Source organism: Pseudomonas sp. S4_EA_1b (assembly GCF_016307435.1).
GTDB classification, from domain to species: domain Bacteria; phylum Pseudomonadota; class Gammaproteobacteria; order Pseudomonadales; family Pseudomonadaceae; genus Aquipseudomonas; species Aquipseudomonas rhodesiae.
The window spans coordinates 1-17,439 of sequence record NZ_JAEILC010000108.1; the positions used below are offsets into that span (position 1 = coordinate 1).

At 61.6% G+C, this 17,439-nt stretch carries 18 protein-coding genes; 12 read left to right on the top strand and 6 right to left on the bottom strand.

Annotated features, from left to right (window positions below; genetic code table 11):
• The 5 genes from YA0848_RS28700 to YA0848_RS28720 form a co-directional block, all read left to right on the top strand.
• Positions 1-1,331 (top strand): nucleobase:cation symporter-2 family protein (locus tag YA0848_RS28700; RefSeq protein ID WP_198712453.1); only part of this gene is annotated, 1,331 nt, incomplete at its 5' end.
• An 87-nt stretch (positions 1,332-1,418) separates the two neighbouring features.
• Positions 1,419-2,078 (top strand): TetR/AcrR family transcriptional regulator, encoded by a 660-nt coding sequence (locus YA0848_RS28705; RefSeq protein WP_034095734.1) that lies wholly within the window; start codon positions 1,419-1,421, stop codon positions 2,076-2,078.
• A 12-nt stretch (positions 2,079-2,090) separates the two neighbouring features.
• Entirely contained in the window at positions 2,091-2,672 is a 582-nt protein-coding gene (locus YA0848_RS28710; RefSeq protein ID WP_198712454.1) for an IMPACT family protein, read from the top strand.
• A 57-nt stretch (positions 2,673-2,729) separates the two neighbouring features.
• Positions 2,730-3,416: an SDR family oxidoreductase gene (locus YA0848_RS28715; RefSeq protein ID WP_034095732.1), complete on the top strand. Its 687-nt coding sequence runs from the start codon at positions 2,730-2,732 to the stop codon at positions 3,414-3,416.
• Positions 3,417-3,590: 174 nt separating this feature from the next.
• Positions 3,591-4,949, top strand: a complete 1,359-nt coding sequence (locus tag YA0848_RS28720) for an 8-oxoguanine deaminase (RefSeq protein ID WP_047881370.1) — start codon at positions 3,591-3,593, stop codon at positions 4,947-4,949.
• A gap of 34 nt (positions 4,950-4,983) precedes the next feature.
• On the opposite strand, the gene YA0848_RS28725 is transcribed toward YA0848_RS28720, so the two are convergent.
• Positions 4,984-6,075: a calcium:proton antiporter gene (locus YA0848_RS28725; RefSeq protein WP_034111618.1), complete on the bottom strand. Its 1,092-nt coding sequence runs from the start codon at positions 6,073-6,075 to the stop codon at positions 4,984-4,986.
• A 193-nt stretch (positions 6,076-6,268) separates the two neighbouring features.
• On the opposite strand from YA0848_RS28725, the gene YA0848_RS28730 reads away from it, so the two are divergent.
• On the top strand, positions 6,269-7,222 hold the full coding sequence (locus tag YA0848_RS28730) for an adenosine deaminase (RefSeq protein WP_198712455.1): 954 nt from the start codon (positions 6,269-6,271) through the stop codon (positions 7,220-7,222).
• A 49-nt stretch (positions 7,223-7,271) separates the two neighbouring features.
• On the opposite strand, the gene YA0848_RS28735 is transcribed toward YA0848_RS28730, so the two are convergent.
• From YA0848_RS28735 to YA0848_RS28745, 3 genes are all read right to left on the bottom strand, one after another.
• Positions 7,272-8,642 carry an MFS transporter gene (locus YA0848_RS28735; RefSeq protein ID WP_034095728.1) on the bottom strand — a complete coding sequence of 457 codons (1,371 nt, stop codon included), beginning with the start codon at positions 8,640-8,642 and terminating at the stop codon, positions 7,272-7,274.
• 101 nt (positions 8,643-8,743) lie between these two features.
• Positions 8,744-9,433: an ArsR/SmtB family transcription factor gene (locus YA0848_RS28740; RefSeq protein WP_034095727.1), complete on the bottom strand. Its 690-nt coding sequence runs from the start codon at positions 9,431-9,433 to the stop codon at positions 8,744-8,746.
• A 134-nt stretch (positions 9,434-9,567) separates the two neighbouring features.
• Positions 9,568-10,497 (bottom strand): LysR family transcriptional regulator, encoded by a 930-nt coding sequence (locus YA0848_RS28745; protein WP_034095726.1) that lies wholly within the window; start codon positions 10,495-10,497, stop codon positions 9,568-9,570.
• A 104-nt stretch (positions 10,498-10,601) separates the two neighbouring features.
• On the opposite strand from YA0848_RS28745, the gene YA0848_RS28750 reads away from it, so the two are divergent.
• The 3 genes from YA0848_RS28750 (at position 10,602) to YA0848_RS28760 (ending at position 12,252) form a co-directional block, all read left to right on the top strand.
• Positions 10,602-10,895, top strand: coding sequence for a putative quinol monooxygenase (locus YA0848_RS28750; RefSeq protein WP_099312888.1), 294 nt, complete (start codon positions 10,602-10,604; stop codon positions 10,893-10,895).
• Positions 10,896-10,919: 24 nt separating this feature from the next.
• Positions 10,920-11,933 (top strand): zinc-binding alcohol dehydrogenase family protein, encoded by a 1,014-nt coding sequence (locus YA0848_RS28755; protein ID WP_169902861.1) that lies wholly within the window; start codon positions 10,920-10,922, stop codon positions 11,931-11,933.
• A 145-nt stretch (positions 11,934-12,078) separates the two neighbouring features.
• A complete protein-coding gene (locus YA0848_RS28760; protein WP_167389858.1) occupies positions 12,079-12,252 on the top strand; it encodes a hypothetical protein in 174 nt (57 codons plus the stop codon).
• 9 nt (positions 12,253-12,261) lie between these two features.
• Here the strand turns inward: YA0848_RS28760 and YA0848_RS28765 are convergent, their stop codons facing one another.
• Together YA0848_RS28765 and YA0848_RS28770 are read right to left on the bottom strand one after the other, a co-directional pair.
• The gene (locus YA0848_RS28765; protein WP_169902863.1) at positions 12,262-13,455 is read right to left on the bottom strand and encodes a multidrug effflux MFS transporter; all 1,194 of its coding nucleotides are present in this window, start codon (positions 13,453-13,455) and stop codon (positions 12,262-12,264) included.
• Between the two features lie 85 nt (positions 13,456-13,540).
• The gene (locus tag YA0848_RS28770) at positions 13,541-13,732 is read right to left on the bottom strand and encodes a heavy-metal-associated domain-containing protein (protein WP_034095722.1); all 192 of its coding nucleotides are present in this window, start codon (positions 13,730-13,732) and stop codon (positions 13,541-13,543) included.
• A gap of 148 nt (positions 13,733-13,880) precedes the next feature.
• On the opposite strand from YA0848_RS28770, the gene YA0848_RS28775 reads away from it, so the two are divergent.
• From YA0848_RS28775 to cueR, 3 genes are all read left to right on the top strand, one after another.
• Positions 13,881-14,261 carry a hypothetical protein gene (locus tag YA0848_RS28775; RefSeq protein WP_034095721.1) on the top strand — a complete coding sequence of 127 codons (381 nt, stop codon included), beginning with the start codon at positions 13,881-13,883 and terminating at the stop codon, positions 14,259-14,261.
• Positions 14,262-14,327: 66 nt separating this feature from the next.
• Complete coding sequence (locus tag YA0848_RS28780) at positions 14,328-16,529, top strand: heavy metal translocating P-type ATPase (protein ID WP_169869111.1); 2,202 nt, start codon at positions 14,328-14,330, stop codon at positions 16,527-16,529.
• Entirely contained in the window at positions 16,526-16,927 is a 402-nt protein-coding gene (gene cueR, locus YA0848_RS28785; protein WP_034095719.1) for a Cu(I)-responsive transcriptional regulator, read from the top strand. The genes YA0848_RS28780 and cueR overlap by 4 nt, the downstream gene beginning before the upstream one ends.
• Positions 16,928-17,439 lie beyond the last annotated feature (512 nt).

The following is a 17,439-nucleotide window of genomic DNA, read 5'->3' on the forward strand; positions in this document are numbered from 1 at the left end:
CCCCCGCCCTATTGGCCGCCTTGCAGCATGTGTTGGCCGCCTTCGTCGGTATCATCACTCCGCCGCTGATCATCGGCTCCACCCTCGGCCTTACCGCGCATTTGCCCTACCTGATCAGCATGGCGTTGATGGTTTCCGGTGTGGGCACCTTCATCCAAGCGCGTAGGCCGTTTGGTATCGGCGCCGGAATGATCTGCCTGCAAGGCACCAGCTTTGCGTTTCTCGGCGCGGTGCTGTCAGCCGGTTTTCTGGTCAAGCAACGCGGCGGCAGCCCGGAAGACATCATGGCGATGATCTTCGGCGTGTGCTTTTTCGGCGCGGCCGTGCAGATCGTCCTCAGCCGCTTCATCGGGCAGTTGCGCCGGGTAATTACGCCGCTGGTCACCGGCATCGTGATAACACTGATCGGCATCAGCCTGATCAAAGTCGGCATTACCGACCTGGGCGGCGGTTTCAACGCCGCCGATTTCGGCGCTCCGACCAACCTGGCATTGGGGCTGTTCGTGGTGCTAACGATCATTCTGCTCAATCGCTCGAACACACCGTGGGTGCGGCTTTCGGCGATTATCATCGGCCTGGCCCTGGGCAGTCTGGCGGCCTGGTTCAGCGGCAAACTGGTGCCTCAGGCCTTGCCGGACTTGCCTCTGGTCAGCTTGCCGATACCGTTTCGGTTTGGTTTCAACTTCGACTGGAGCGCTTTCCTGCCGATTGCGCTGATCTATCTGATCAGCAGCATCGAAACTGTCGGCGACCTGACTGCCAATTGCATGATCGCCCGCCAACCCATCAGTGGCCCTTCCTATATAAGCCGGCTCAAAGGCGGCGTGCTGGGTGACGGGGTGAGCTGCATGATCGCCGCCACCTTCAGTGCGTTCCCCAACACTACCTTCGCGCAGAACAACGGGGTGATCCAACTCACCGGCGTCGCCAGCCGTTACGTCGGCTTATATATCGGCGTGGTGCTGTTCTGCCTCGGTTTGTTTCCGCTGATTGGGGCCGTGCTGCAGCAAATCCCCAAGCCGGTATTGGGCGGCGCGACCCTGGTGATGTTCGGCAGTGTCGCCGCCGCCGGGGTGCGCATCCTCGCGCAGGCGCCACTGGACCGGCGCAGCATGCTGATCATCGCAACTTCGTTCGGCGTCGGCCTGGGGATCGCTGCCCAGCCAAACCTGCTACACCTGATGCCCGCGCTGATACAGAATCTGTTCGATTCCGCCATCACCAGCGGCGGCCTGACCGCGATTGTGTTGTGCGTGCTATTGCCGGAGGCCAAAACCCCCGGCACCGCCGTAAACCACGCAACCGAAAGCGACACGCTGGAGCCGCTTTGACGGTTTTATTGCATCGGGACTTGTCTGGGGCTTGAGGGTGGGTTATCTGTGCACACGTCGTCTCTATCGATCAGCACGGTAATCTCCATGAGCCTCGAAGTTCCTGCCCACAGCCACCACGCCGGTAAGCCCGCCAGCCGCATCCGGCAAAAGAACGAACAAGCGATTCTCCAGGCTGCTGAGGATGAGTTCGCGCGCCATGGCTACAAGGGCACCAGCATGAACACCATTGCTGCCAGCGCCGGGCTGCCCAAGGCCAACTTGCACTACTACTTCACCAATAAACTGGGCCTGTATATCGCGGTGCTCAGCAATATCCTTGAGCTATGGGACAGCACCTTCAACACGCTGACCGCCGAGGACGATCCCGCCGAGGCCCTGACCCGCTACATCCGCACCAAGATGGAGTTCTCACGGCGCCAGCCCCAGGCCTCGCGGATCTTCGCCATGGAGATCATCAGCGGCGGCGAATGCCTCACAGAATATTTCAGCCAGGACTACCGCGCCTGGTTCAGCGGGCGTGCGGCGGTGTTCCAGGCCTGGATCGACGCCGGCAAAATGGACCCCGTGGACCCCGTGCACCTGATCTTCCTGCTGTGGGGCAGCACCCAGCACTACGCCGATTTCGCTACCCAGATCTGCCGCGTCACCGGGCGTACGCGCCTGACCAAACAAGACATGGAAGACGCCGGCACCAACCTGATCCATATCATTCTCAAAGGCTGCGGCATCAAGCCGGCCCTCTAGACGAAGCAACCTATGCCTTTCACGCTCACCGGCCCTTGCGAGTTTCGTGAAGAGATACGCAAAAGCCGCTTTATCACCCTCGCTGTGCCGATCACCAGCCCACAGGACGCCCAGGCGTTTTTTCAGGAGCACAGCGTTCTCGATGCCACGCACAACTGCTGGGCCTGGAAATTGGGCGATCAATACCGCAGCAACGACGACGGCGAACCCGGCGGCACGGCCGGGCGACCGATCCTGGCCGCCATCGAGGCCCAAGGTTTTGACCAGGTCGCCGTGCTGGTCATCCGCTGGTACGGCGGTATCCAACTGGGCACCGGTGGGCTTGCCCGTGCCTATGGCGGTGGCGCGAATAAATGCTTACAAAACGCCGAGCGCATCGAGCTGATCAGCCGCGTGCCGTTGCGTTGTGCGTGCGGCTTCTCCGAATTGAACCTGGTCAAACTGCGCGTGGCCGAATTGGGCGGGCTGGTGGTGGAAGAAACCTTCACCGCCAATGGTGTCGAATTGCATCTGGCCCTGGGGGAAGCGCAGATCGAAACCCTGCAAACCCAGCTCCCAGACTTGAGCCGTGGCCGCATCCTCCTGCAACGCTGAAACTGCTACTGTTGTGCGCTGAATCTCCCTGAACCGCGATTTCAAAGGAAGCCTTTCATGTCTACGCCAAAAACCGCACTGATCATCGGCGCCTCCCGCGGGCTGGGTCTTGGCCTGGTCAAGCAACTGCTCCAGGACGGCTGGGACGTGACCGCCACCGTGCGCGATCCGAGCAAAGCCGATGCGCTGAAAGCCGTTGGCCCGGTACAGATCGAGAAACTCGACATGGACGATCAACAAGCCGTGATCGCCCTGAACCAGCGCCTCAAAGAGCGCACCTTCGATCTGCTGTTCATCAATGCCGGCGTCAAAGGCCCGGACAATCAGGAACCCGGCCACGCCACCCTGGCCGAAGTCGGCCAGCTGTTCTTCACCAACGCCGTGGCGCCGATCAACCTGGCCCAGCGTTTTGTCGGGCAGATCCGCAAAGACAGCGGTGTGTTGGCGTTCATGAGTTCGGTGCTGGGCAGCGTCACCATTCCCGACGGCTCGGAGATGGCGCTGTACAAAGCCAGTAAGGCTGCGCTCAATTCCATGACCAACAGCTTTATCACCCAATTGGGCGACCACCGGCTAACGGTGCTGTCGATGCACCCGGGCTGGGTCAAAACCGACATGGGCGGCGAAAACGCCCATATTGATGTCGATACCAGCGTGCGTGGCCTGGTGGATCAAGTGAATGCCTTCGCCGGCAAAGGTGGCCATCATTTCGTGGACTACAAAGGCGCCACTATCGCCTGGTAAGTACACACGAAAAAAATGTGGGAGGGGCTTATCCCTCCCACACAAATCAATCCGCTTTCCTACAAACCGAACTCCACGTACTCTAGCCCCTCGCCCCCACCGGCGACCCTGGATCAGCAGACAGGGCAACACTGAGCTGGCAAACCTGAACCCATCATTCAGAGGAGCCGGCCAATGCCTGCGACCCGTATCTGGTTAAAAAACCCCCTCGCGATTTTCACTGCCAATGGCCTCGATGCCCGTGGCGGCCTGGTGCTGCAAAACGGTGTGATCGCCGAAGTGCTATCGGCTGGCCAAGTCCCTGCGCAACCTTGCGAACAGGTCTTCGATGCCCGTGAACATGTGGTCCTGCCGGGCCTGATCAACACACACCATCACTTCTACCAGACCCTCACCCGTGCCTGGGCGCCGGTAGTCAATCAGCCGTTGTTTCCGTGGCTGAAAACCCTTTACCCGGTATGGGCGCGGCTGACCCCGGAAAAACTCGCCCTGGCCAGTAAAGTGGCATTGGCCGAGCTGTTGCTGTCCGGCTGCACCACTGCGGCCGACCATCACTACTTGTTCCCCGACGGCCTGGAACACGCCATCGATGTGCAAGTGGACAGCGTGCGCGAACTGGGCATGCGCGCCATGCTCACCCGCGGCTCCATGAGCTTGGGCGAAGCCGATGGCGGCCTGCCACCGCAGCAAACCGTGCAACAAGGCCAAGTGATCCTGGACGACAGCCAACGCCTGATCCGCGCCTACCACCAGCGCGGCGACGGCGCGCAGATCCAGATCGCCCTGGCACCCTGCTCGCCGTTTTCAGTCACGCCGGAAATCATGCGCGCCAGTGCCGAATTGGCCACTCAACTCGATGTGCGCCTGCACACCCATCTGGCCGAAACCCTCGACGAAGAAAACTTCTGCCTGCAGCGCTTCGGCCTGCGCACGGTGGACTACCTCGACAGCGTCGGCTGGCTCGGCCAGCGCACCTGGCTGGCCCACGGCATTCACTTCAACCCGGATGAAATCGCGCGCCTGGGCGAGGCCGGTACCGGTATCTGTCACTGCCCAAGCTCCAATATGCGCTTGGCTTCGGGCATCTGCCCGACCCTGGACCTGATCGCCGCCGGCGCGCCAATCGGCCTGGGTGTGGACGGCTCGGCCTCCAACGACGCGTCGAACATGATCCTCGAAGCGCGCCAGGCCCTGTATATCCAGCGCTTGCGTTATGGCGCGCAGCACATCACCCCCGAAGGCGTGCTCGGCTGGGCCACTAAAGGCTCGGCGCATTTGTTGGGGCGTACGGATATAGGCGAGTTGGCCGTTGGCAAACAAGCCGACCTGGCGCTGTTCAAGCTGGATGAGCTGCGCTTTTCCGGCAGCCATGATCCGATCTCGGCGCTGCTGCTGTGCGGCGCGGACCGAGCGGATCGGGTGATGGTCGGCGGGCAGTGGCGAGTCATCGACGGGCAGGTGGAAGGCCTGGATCTGAAAGGCTTGATTGCCGATCACAGCCAGGCGGCGCGGGCGTTGATCGCCGGGAGCTGATCCCGGCGTCCTCACCCACCTTACGCTGCTGCGCTTACAGGCCCAGCAGCGACAACATGATAAACGTCGCAAACAGCACAAAGTGGGTCATCCCTTCGATGGCGTTTGTTTCGCCATCGTTGAGGTTGATCGCGCTGACGATCAGCGTGATAAACACCATCACGGTTTGCACGGGGGTCATTGCCATCTGGAACGGCTGGCCGGTGTAGAGCGCCATGGCCTCCATTACCGGCACGGTCAGGATCACTGTTGACAACGAAGCACCCAACGCGATGTTGACCACCGACTGCATACGGTTGGCCAACGCGGCGCGCAATGCCGTCAGAATTTCCGGCGCCGCCGAAATCGCCGCCACCACAATCGCCGTCACTACCGGCGGCGCGCCCGTGCCTTCCAGGCCAAGGTCGAGAGTCTTGGACATGACCTCTGCCAACGCACCAATCACCACCACACCGAACACCAAAGTGCCAATGGAAAACGCCAGGCTGACCGGCGGCGCTTCCGCGTCTGCCGGCAACTGCTTACGGCGTTTTTCCGGGTAGCTGTAACTGAAGAAGTAACTGTGCGGCCCCACCTGCATCCTCAGGAACAAGGTGTACAGCACCACCATCGCGCCGATGGTGAAGGCCGAGTAAATTTTCCAATCGCCTCTGGGGATAAATTCCGGCACCACCATCGACACGCCCATGGCGGTGAGGATCATCACGCTGTAGGTCCGCGCCGAATCGTCGTTGTAGGACTGTTCGCCATGCTTGATCCCGCCCATCAGCGCAGCGAGGCCAAGGATGCCGTTGATGTCGAGCATCACCGCCGAGTAAATGGTGTCGCGCACCAGGGTCGGTGAAGGTTCGTTACTCATCATGATCGCCAGGATCACCACCTCCACCAGCACGGCCGCGAGGGTCAGGATCATAGTGCCGTAGGGGTCGCCGACTTTTTCCGCCAGTTGCTCGGCGTGGTGGGCTACACGCATCGACGCCATCACGATAAACGCGATCAGCGCCAGCCCTGCGAGCAGCGCCACCATTTGCCCGCTGTGCAGCATCCAATGCTCCAACGGATAGGCGGCGATGGCGGCAATCAGCGCCAGCAGCATAAATTTTTCTTGCTTGAGGGATGTGAGCATTCCGGGCCTTTTAATGCGGCAAATCAGTCATTGATGGGGTACAGACTGCGCCACGCCGCTAACGTTTCGTTACACCTTAGTTCACGTCGCCCTTGCGCGAATAAAACGAATACTCTCCTGCTGGTCAGGTTTTGCCGATTATTTCAGCCATGGCCTGTAGAATGCGGCGATTGCACCTGATGAGAATTTAGACATGTACGATTGGCTCAACGCCCTGCCCAAGGCCGAACTGCACCTGCACCTGGAGGGTTCGCTGGAGCCTGAGCTGCTGTTTGCCCTGGCCGAGCGCAATAAAATCGCGCTGCCGTGGAACGACGTCGACACCCTGCGCAAGGCCTACGCCTTCAATAACCTGCAAGAATTTCTCGACCTGTACTACCAGGGCGCCGATGTGCTGCGCACCTCCCAGGATTTTTACGACCTTACCTGGGCCTACCTGCTGCGCTGTAAAGCCCAGAACGTGATCCACACCGAGCCGTTCTTCGATCCGCAAACCCACACCGATCGTGGCATCCCGTTCGAGGTGGTGCTGAACGGCATCGCCGCCGCGCTCAAAGATGGCGAGCAGCAATTGGGCATCACCAGCGGTTTGATCCTCAGCTTCCTGCGCCACCTGAGTGAAGCAGAAGCCGAGAAAACCCTGGACCAGGCCCTGCCGTTCCGCGATGCGTTCGTGGCCGTTGGCCTGGACAGCTCGGAAATGGGCCACCCGCCAAGCAAGTTCCAGCGCGTGTTCGATCGCGCACGGCATGAAGGCTTCCTCACCGTGGCACACGCCGGCGAAGAAGGCCCACCGGAATACATCTGGGAAGCCCTCGACCTGCTGAAAATCCAGCGTATCGACCACGGCGTGCGCGCCATCGAAGACGAGCGCCTGATGCAGCGCATCATCGACGAGCAAATTCCGCTCACCGTGTGCCCGTTGTCCAACACCAAGCTCTGCGTGTTCGACGACATGGCCCAGCACAACATCCTCGACATGCTTGAGCGGGGCGTGAAGGTGACGGTGAATTCGGATGACCCGGCGTACCTCGGCGGTTATGTCACCGAAAACTTCTATGCGCTGTATGAATCACTGGGCATGACCCAGGACCAGGCCAAACGCCTGGCCCAGAACAGCCTGGATGCGCGCTTGATCAAGCCGTAACGAAAGAAGGGAGGGTGCTTGCACCCTCCCTTCTTTTGCGCAGCGGTTTTCAGGCTTCGGCCAACTCTTCCAACGTTTTGCCCTTGGTTTCCATCCCAAATACCCACACCACCAGCGCCGCCACCGCAAAACATAGCGCGCCCAAGGCAAATACTCCGCCCTGCCCGGTCACCGGAAACACCAGCCCGGTCACCAACGGCCCCAGCAACGAACCGACCCGGCCAATCGCCGAGGCAAACCCGGACCCGGTCGCCCGCGCCGACGTGGGGTACAACTCCGGCGTGTAGGTGTAGAGCACCGCCCACATGCCAAACAAAAAGAACTGCATCAACAGCCCCGTGGTGATCAGCAAGCCGACATTGCCGCCAAACACCGCACTCTGCCCATACAGAAACGCCATCAAGCCGCCACCGAGCAATGTCACCACACACACCGGTTTACGCCCCCAGCGCTCGACCAACCAGGCCGCCATCAAAAAGCCGGGGATCCCGCCCAGGGAAATGATCACCGTGTAGTACACCGATTGGGTCACCGCGAAACCGGACTGCTGCAACAGCGCGCTCAGCCACGAGGTCAGCCCGTAGAAACCGAGCAGGGCAAAGAACCAGACGCTCCAGATCATCAGCGTGCGCTGGCGATACTGCGCGGACCACAATTGCTGAAATGCCGAAAAGAAATTCCCCGGCACGCTCTGCACCCGTGGCAGGCGAATCGGTTCCGGCAAGTCGGTGCGGCCCAGGGAGGTACGCACTTTGTTCTCGATCCCAATCAGCACCTTGTCCGCTGCGTCATGGCGGCCGGCCTGTTCCAGCCAGCGCGGCGATTCGGGGATGAAAAAACGGATTGCCAACACAAACACCGCCGGCACCGCCAACACCAGGAAGATGTCACGCCAGCCGATCACCGGCAGCAGGAAATACGACAGCACCCCCGCCGCCACAAAGCCCAGCGGCCAGAAACCATCCATCAACGCGATATAGCGCCCGCGCGCCTTGGCCGGGATCAGCTCGGACAGCATCGATTGCGCAATCGGAAACTCCATGCCCATGCCGATCCCCAGCAGGATACGAAACAGCGTCAATGTCTCCACGGTCTGCGCCGTGGAACACAGATAGCTGGCCAAGCCCCACAGCACGATGCTCCACTGAAACACCGGCTTACGCCCGAAGCGATCGGCGAGCATCCCGGACAACGACGCCCCCACCACCATGCCGAAAAAACTCGAACTGGCGAGCAAACCCGCCTGGGCGGTGCTCAGCCCGAACTCGGTTTTGATCGAGCCCAACAGGAAGGTCATCATCGCCAGATCCATGGAGTCGAAAAAAAACGCCAAGGCAATGATGATAAAAATCACTCGGTGGTAACCGCTGATGGGTAACCGTTCGAGGCGTTCCGCTGCACTAAAACCTTGCATACCCATGCCACACCCCCAGTAAGAAAAGCCCGAGGACGAGTGTGCGGCATGCTTTTTCCAGATTTTTGCTGGATGCGACCTGATTAAAACTCTCAACGACGCCACGACTATTCAGGCGCAGCCAGGCGGTCGATTTCCTGCTGCCCGATCTCACTGACCTGTAGCGCCTGGGAATCATTGATCAGGCTGACCCAGTTCGATTGCAGAAACAATTGCAGCAACCCCGCCCCCAGCGCACCGCCCAAGTGCGGATGCTGCTGGCTCCAGTCGAAACAATCGCAGGTCAGCGGCGAGCTTAGTGCCTGGGTGAAAATGCCCAAGTTCGCCAGTTGCTGGGCCCCCTTGACGGTGACATCGGTGCGTTGTTCATAACGCTCGATCCACCTCGCCTCCATCATGCGCTCGTACAGCCCCGCCGCCAGCTCGCCGCCGAGATGGCCGTGACACAGTCGCGCCCGACGCAGTGACGGCGGCGCCAACAGCGTCGGTTCCGGCGAACAGGGCGCGGCACGGGCGGCACTGGCCAGGGTGGTACTGGCCAACGCATCGATGGCGAGGCTGACATCGGCGGCGGCCACCCGAAACAGACGCTTGCCACGCCGCGCCTCGGCCCGTAGCAAGCCACTGCCGGTGAGCCGCGCCAAATGCGCATTGGCCGACGCTGGCGAGAGCCCGGTCAACCTGGCGAGTTCTTCTGAAGTTTTAGCGGAGCCGTCCATCAAGACCCAGAGCATGGCGGCGCGTTTCGGCTCGGCGAGCAAGCCGGCGATCTGACTGATACAAGGTGCTGCTTCCATCGGTTCACTCCCTGTTAAATCACTTTTCTGCTGCGGTTGGCGCCAAAGTATAGGTGCGCCATGGGCCGGTTCCGCGGCGTCTGACAGCGCGAATAGGGACAGAACATGAGTGAAATTTCTGGCTGTGGTGGAGGCTATTGCCCAGCCCCTGCTGGCTCCGGCATTTGCGCGGTCAAGTTCGCACAACGGGTGACCAGCATGTCCCGCAGCAAGTTGACGGGTTTGCTCAATTGCGCCCGGTGGGCACACAGCAGATTGAGCGGTGTGGGCTCGCCGCGCAGCTCTGGGAGGATCAAGCGCAGGCGCCCGGCGAGCACGTCGGTGCTCACATCCAGCCAGGATTTGTAGGCAATGCCCACCCCGGCCACCGCCCAGCGCCGCACCACATCGGCGTCGTCGCTGAAACGGTCGCCGCTGACCGTCAGACTGATGTCGCGCTTACCGTCGCGAAACGCCCAATGGTCATGCACGCGGCTACCGAGCATGTACAACAGGCAATTGTGCTGAGCCAGTTGTTCCAGGTGACGGGGCTCGCCGTGACGCGCCAAATAACTGGGGGCGGCGCACAACACACGCACGTTGCTCGGCGCCACGGGCAGCGCCACCAGGCTGGAGTCCTCGGGTTCGCCGTAGCGCAGGGCGATATCCACCGGTTGGCGAAACAGGTCGGCGATTCGATCACCCAACAACAGGCGCACGTTGAGCTGCGGATGTTCACGCTGGAACTCATCCAGCCAGGGCAGTAATTGGTTACGGCCAAAGTCCGACGGTGCCGAGAGTTGCAGCACGCCGCTGACATGGTCCTGACCGCTGGCCAGCAAGCGCCGCCCCTCATCCAAGGAACCCAACGCAGCACGGGCATACTCTAGGAACCCTTCACCCTCGGCGGTCAAGCGCAGGCTGCGGGTGGAGCGCGCCAGCAAACGCGCGCCCAACTGCTGCTCAATGCGCTTGAGCGCCGCACTGGCCACCGCCGGCGACAGGTCCATCACCCGCGCCGCTGCCGACAGGCTGCCCAAGTCCGCCGCACGTACAAACAATTGCAAATCATCGAAGCGCAGCATTATCAAAATTCCGTTGAAACAGCCCTCTGTTTTAGCCGCTTTTATGATGGCGGGAAATAGCCAATCATCTGCCCACCCCGTGTTTAACGTGCCAGGAGTCGCTTATGTCCGCTGCCTTTAACGTGATCGCCACGCTGATCGCCAAACCTGGCCAACAGGCCGCCCTGGAAACCCTGCTGCGCAGTCTGCTTGAACCCACACGCCGTGAAGACGGCTGCGAGCAGTACGATCTGCATCAGGACCAGCAACACCCCGGGACCTTCTACATGCTCGAACGTTGGCGCGACGACGCAGCCCTGGCCGCCCACGACCAGAGTGCGCATATCCAGCACTTCCGCGCCGAGGCGGCGCAGGTACTCGAACATTTCGAACTCAAACGCCTGAATTTTCTCGCCTGATCACCGCTATTTTCCGGAGCCTCCATGAAAGCCATTGCCTACTACGCGTCACTGCCCATCAACGATCCCCTGTCCCTGCAAGACATCGAATTGCCGGCCCCCGTCGCCGGCCCCCGCGACCTGCTGGTAGAAGTCAAAGCCATCTCGGTCAACCCGGTGGACACCAAAGTGCGCCAGAACGTCGCCCCCGAACACGGCGCTGCCAAGGTGCTGGGCTGGGACGTCGCCGGGGTGGTCAAGGCGGTCGGCAGCGACGTGACCCTCTTCAAAGCTGGCGACAAGGTGTTCTACGCCGGCTCCCTGACCCGCCCGGGCGGCAACAGCGAACTGCACACGGTGGACGAACGCATCGTCGGGCATATGCCCAAGAGCCTGAACTTTGCCGAAGCCGCCGCGCTGCCGCTGACCGCTATCACGGCCTGGGAACTGCTGTTCGAGCGCCTGCAGATTCGCGAGGGCAAGGAAGATGAAGGCCAGAGCCTGCTGATCGTCGGCGCCGCCGGCGGTGTGGGTTCGATCCTCACCCAACTGGCCCGGCAACTGACGGCATTGATGGTGATCGGCACCGCGTCGCGCCCGGAAACCCAGGCATGGGCCAAAGCACTGGGCGCCCATCGGGTGATCGACCACAGCCAGCCGCTGAGCCAAGCCTTGCAACAGGCCGGCGAAGCGCAAGTGACCCATGTCGCCAGCCTGACCCAGACCGAGCACCACCTGGATCAGTTGGTCGAAGCGCTGCAACCTCAGGGCAAGCTCGCGCTGATCGACGACCCCAAGGCACTGGACGTCAGCAAGCTCAAGCGCAAGAGCCTGTCGCTGCATTGGGAGTTTATGTACACCCGCTCGATGTTCGAGACGCCGGACATGATCGAACAACACCACCTGCTCAATCGCGTGGCTGAACTGATCGACGCCGGCACGCTGGAAACCACCGTGGGCGAGCACTTCGGTGCGATCAACGCGGCCAATCTGCGTCGGGCTCACGCGTTGCTGGAGAGCGGCAAGGCCAAAGGCAAGATCGTGTTGGAAGGTTTCTGAAACAGGTCTGTAGGCGTCGTCTGTTACTCGTGTGAGTGATGGACGACGCCGCTAGTCAGACAGTTGACCTTTGTCATATTTGCGAGCGCATTCGGGTTTATATTGGCCGCCTTTGCCACGATTCTTTTACGTGAGGAAGTCAGCAATGAAGATCCTGATAAAAGCGTTAGCAAAATCTCAATGGGAGGTCCGTCTGGACCAGAGAACCATTACCTTCCGCAGTGAAGCCGAGGCCCGCGCCTTTGCCGAGACCCTGCAAGCGCGCATTCAGGCGCCGCACAATTTCCGGGTCAACCAGCAGCGCGCCGCCGCTGGCTGACCCCCTCGGTCAGCCCTGCGCCTGCACGGCCCTGGCCCGTTGCAGGCGCAAGGTCGACATGGCCACTGTCACCGCCAATAGCCCGCACAAGCTGATGACCATCGCCATCGGCATCGCTGTGCCATCGTGCAACGCCCCCACCAACGACGCCGCCCCCGCCGCCACGCCGAACTGAATACAACCGAGCAATGCCGAAGCACTACCGGCCCGCGCGCCCTGGCCTGCCATAGCACAGGCCGAGGTGTTAGGCAGGATGCAACCCAGGCTGGCGATACAGATAAACAGCGGTATCAGCAGAGGCCACAGCGCTTGGGTGCGCAGCGCGGCCACTCCCAGCAGCGTCAGCGCCGCCGCCACGTACACCCACACTGTGCGCGACAGCAAAAATGCCGGGCCACGTCTGGCTAACAGCCGGGCATTGAGCTGGGCCACCAGGATAAAACCGGCGGCGTTGGAGCCGAACACCCAGCCGTAATGCTCGGCGGGCACGCCGTAGAGTTTGATAAATACGAAAGGAGAACCGGCGATGTAGGCAAACATTCCGGCAATCGACAGCGCGCCGGTGAGGGCATAGCCGAGGTAGACCCGGTCCGACAGCAACCCCAGATAACGCCGCAGCGAGCCGGACAACGGTTGGCGCGGTTGATGGGCCGGGAAAGTTTCCGGCAACCCTACCGCCACGGCGACTGCCGCCATCACGCTAAAGATCGACAACGCCAGGAAGATCGACTGCCAGCCCCACAACCCCACCATCAAGCCACCGGCCAGCGGCGCGAGGATCGGCGCCAAGCCGGTCACCAGCATCAGTTGGGAGAACACTTTGGCCGAGCCCACGGCATCGCATTTGTCGCTGACCACCGCGCGGGAAATCACCATGCCCGCGCAGCCACCCAGGGCTTGTACAAAGCGCGCGCCGATCAGCCACTCCAGGGACGGCGCAAAGGCACAGGCGAAGGAGGCCAAGGTAAACAGGGTAACGCCGCTGAGCAGCGGCCCGCGCCGACCGAAACGGTCTGCCAGGGGGCCGTAGATCAATTGGCCGATAGCCAGGCCAGCGAAATACACCGCCAACGTCAGCTGGATATGTTTTTCATCGGTGGCAAACGCGGTGGCCATCGCCGGAAAACCCGGCAAGTAAAAATCGATCGCCAGTGGAGCGAAGGCGCTCAGGGCACCCAGGATCAGAATTATGCGAAGGTTCATCAGGCACCCAAGTGAGTCGGCAGCCCGACAGTCTAGCCGTGCTTGGGTGCCTTGAACATTACGATAGCTCGCTAACTATTAAATTTCAGACGACGCTGTAGCCTTCCTCCTTGATCAGCCCTGCAATCGCTTCACGGCTCAGTTGGCTCTGCACGCTGACCTGCTTCGCCGCCAGGTCCACCTTCACTTCGGCTGTCGGGTCCTGGCTCTGTACCGCTTGGGTCACCGCTTTGACGCAATGGCCGCAGGTCATTCCTTCCACAGTGAATACTTGCATGACATGACTCCTTTGATGAGGTTGGACCCAGTCTCGACCTTGCCACGATGGCAAGGTCAAGTTCCTGAGAAATCGGCCGGGCTGGTATTCGGCGGCCACGTCGGCCAAGCTTCAACTTTCTCAAGCTGTGAACCACGGAGTACTCGCCATGCGCTGGTCGTTTTTTGGCCTTGTGGGCCTGATGAGCTTGTCTGCCGCCGCGCCCCAGGCCCTGGCCGCAGAAGACTATGCGGTGCTGATCATTTCCCGGGAACGCCTGGAAGTGCCGACCAATTGCGAGATTGGCCTGTACCTCAACGACCAGTTGGCCGGCCGGCTGTTCCAAGAGCAGTCCACCTCGTTCAACTTGCCGGCGGGTAATCTGTCGTTGCGCCTCAAGTTGCTGCCGGGCCAGGCGCCGGGCTGCTTGCCGGGTCTGCTGGCACCGCCGGCGCAGAACATCACGTTGAAGGCCGGAGACGTACGCAAACTGCGGATCGCCCAAGGCCCGGACGGCATGTACCTCAAGCCTGCGGCATTGGAATACTGAAGGCGCTTGACCTTACCCACAGGACAAGGTTGATCCTAGGGGCCACTTCTCTTGGAGGATTGCCCCATGAATGGAACCACCACCTTTGACCTGCCCATCGGCGGTATGACCTGCGCCAGTTGCGCCGGGCGTGTCGAGCGCGCGCTGGGCAAGGTGCCGGGGGTGCAGAGCGTCAGCGTCAACCTGGCCAATGAACGTGCCCACGTCGAAGTCCTCGGCCAGATGGACCCCAGCGTGCTGATCGCCGCCGTCGACAAGGCCGGTTACAGCGCCAGCCTGCCGCAGACCGAAACCCGCACCGCCGCCGATCAAGCCCAGCGCCTGCACCGCGAGCGCTGGGCCTTGCTGTTGGCCATCGTGCTGGCGCTGCCCCTGGTGCTGCCGATGCTGGTGCAGCCGTTCGGCCTGCATTGGATGCTACCGGCCTGGGTGCAATTCGCCCTGGCCACCCCGGTGCAATTTATCCTCGGCGCACGCTTTTACGTGGCCGCCTGGAAAGCCGTGCGCGCCGGAGCGGGCAATATGGATTTGCTGGTGGCCATCGGCACCAGTGCCGGTTACGGCCTGAGCCTGTACGAATGGCTCAACGCCCCCGCTGGCAGCATGCCGCACCTGTATTTCGAAGCCTCCGCAGTGGTGATTGCCCTGATCCTGCTGGGCAAATACCTGGAAAGCCGCGCCAAGCGCCAGACCGCCAGCGCCATCCGCGCCCTGGAAGCCCTGCGCCCCGAGCGCGCCACCCGCGTGCGCGATGGCCATGAACAAGAGGTGGCGATCAACGCCCTGTCCCTCAACGACGTGGTCAGCGTCAAACCCGGCGAACGCTTCCCGGTGGACGGTGAAGTGATCGAAGGCCAGAGCCATGCCGACGAAGCCCTTATCAGCGGCGAGAGCTTGCCCGTGCCGAAACAACCGGGCGATAAGGTCACCGGCGGCGCCATCAACGGTGAAGGCCGCCTGTTGGTGCGCACCACCGCGCTGGGCGCCGAGAGCGTCCTGGCGCGGATCATCCGTTTGGTAGAAGACGCCCAGGCCGCCAAGGCGCCGATCCAGAAACTGGTGGATAAAGTCAGCCAGGTGTTTGTGCCGACCGTGCTGGTGCTGGCGCTGATCACGCTGGTGGGCTGGTGGCTGTACGGCGCGCCGTTGGAAACCGCCATCATCAATGCGGTCGCGGTGCTGGTGATCGCCTGCCCATGCGCCCTGGGCCTGGCCACACCCACCGCGATCATGGCCGGCACCGGCGTCGCCGCGCGACACGGCATTCTGATCAAGGACGCCGAGGCCTTGGAACGTGCCCATGAAGTGAGCGCCGTAGTGTTCGACAAGACCGGCACCCTCACCTCCGGCACGCCAAAAATCGCGCATATGATCGCGGTGGATGGCGATCAAGCCCAACTGTTGCAACAAGCCGGCGCGCTGCAACGCGGCAGCGAGCACCCATTGGCCAACGCAGTGCTGGAAGCCTGCGCCGAACAGGGTCTGAACGTTGCCGATGTCAGTGCCAGCCAATCCCTGACCGGGCGCGGTATCGCCGGCACCCTCGATGGCCGGCCACTGGCCTTGGGCAATCGTCGCCTGCTGGAAGACAGCGGCCTGAACCCTGGCGATCTGACGCAAACCGCTCAGACCTGGGAGGCCGAAGGTCGCACGTTGTCCTGGTTGATCGAGCAAGGCAGGCAACCGCGGGTGCTGGGGCTGTTCGCATTTGGCGACACCCTCAAGCCCGGTGCGTTGCAGGCCGTGGGGCAGCTCACGGCTCAAGGCATCAGCAGCCATCTGCTCACCGGCGACAATCGCGGCAGTGCGCAGGTGGTGGCGCAGGCGCTGGGCATCGACGATGTGCATGCCGAAGTGCTGCCCGCCGACAAAGCCGCCACCGTCGCCGCGCTGAAAAAAACCGGCGTGGTGGCGATGGTCGGCGACGGCATCAATGACGCCCCGGCCCTGGCGGCCGCCGATATCGGCATCGCCATGGGCGGCGGCACCGATGTGGCCATGCATGCCGCCGGCATTACCCTGATGCGCGGCGATCCGCGCCTGGTGCCGGCCGCGCTGGAGATCAGCCGCAAGACCTACGCCAAGATCCGCCAGAACCTGTTCTGGGCCTTTGTGTATAACTTGATTGGCATTCCCCTGGCGGCCTTCGGCCTGCTCAACCCAGTGTTGGCGGGCGCGGCGATGGCGTTGTCCAGCGTCAGCGTAGTGAGCAATGCCTTGCTGTTGAAAACCTGGAAACCCAAGGATTTGGAGGATCGACACCCATGAACATCGGCCAAGCCGCCCGTCAGAGTGGCCTCAGTGCCAAGATGATTCGCTATTACGAATCCATCGGTCTGCTGAAAGCGGCTCACCGCACCGACAGCGGCTACCGCGTGTACGGCGCGGAGGACCTGCATACGTTGGCGTTTATCAAACGCTCGCGGGATCTGGGGTTTTCACTGGAAGAGGTCGGCAAACTGCTGGCCCTGTGGCAAGACCGCCACCGCGCCAGCGCCGACGTAAAAGCCTTGGCGCGCCAGCATATCGACGAGTTGAATCAGAAGATCCTGGAACTGGGCCAACTGCGCGACACCTTGCAGGACCTGGTGGAACACTGCCAAGGCGATGATCGGCCCGATTGCCCGATCCTCAAGGAGCTGGCGTCCGGCTCTTGCTGCTCCTAAGGCCATACGCAAAACCAATGTGGGAGAGAGCTTGCCCGACAGCGGTGGATCAGCCAGCCGTTGCGGTGACTGAAACGCTGCCATTGGGGCATAGATATCTTCAAGTCTTAAAGGCGGACACATAACGCTGTGGTGAGCAGGCTTGCCCTGCGCTGGGGCGCGAAGCGGCCCCCTCTCAGCACACTGTGGCGTATCAGGCAAAACCGGTTGTCAGGTTTCAGGGCCGCTTCGCAGCCCAGCGCAGGGCAAGCCTGCTCACCACAAAAACCTCAATTTCTCAGGTTATGTTTTCTACCGAAGGTGTGTGTAGATACCTGTGCCGCCGGGGGCAAGTCGAATCGTCGCACCGCCCCTCCCACCTGTTGATCTGCATGCAGCCGCAGAATATTGCATCCCCAATGAGGGAGAGAGCTTGCCCGACAGCGATGGATCAGCCAGCCGTTGCGGTGACTGAAACGCTGCCATCGGGGCATAGATATCTTAAAGTTTTAAAGGCGAACACATAACGCTGT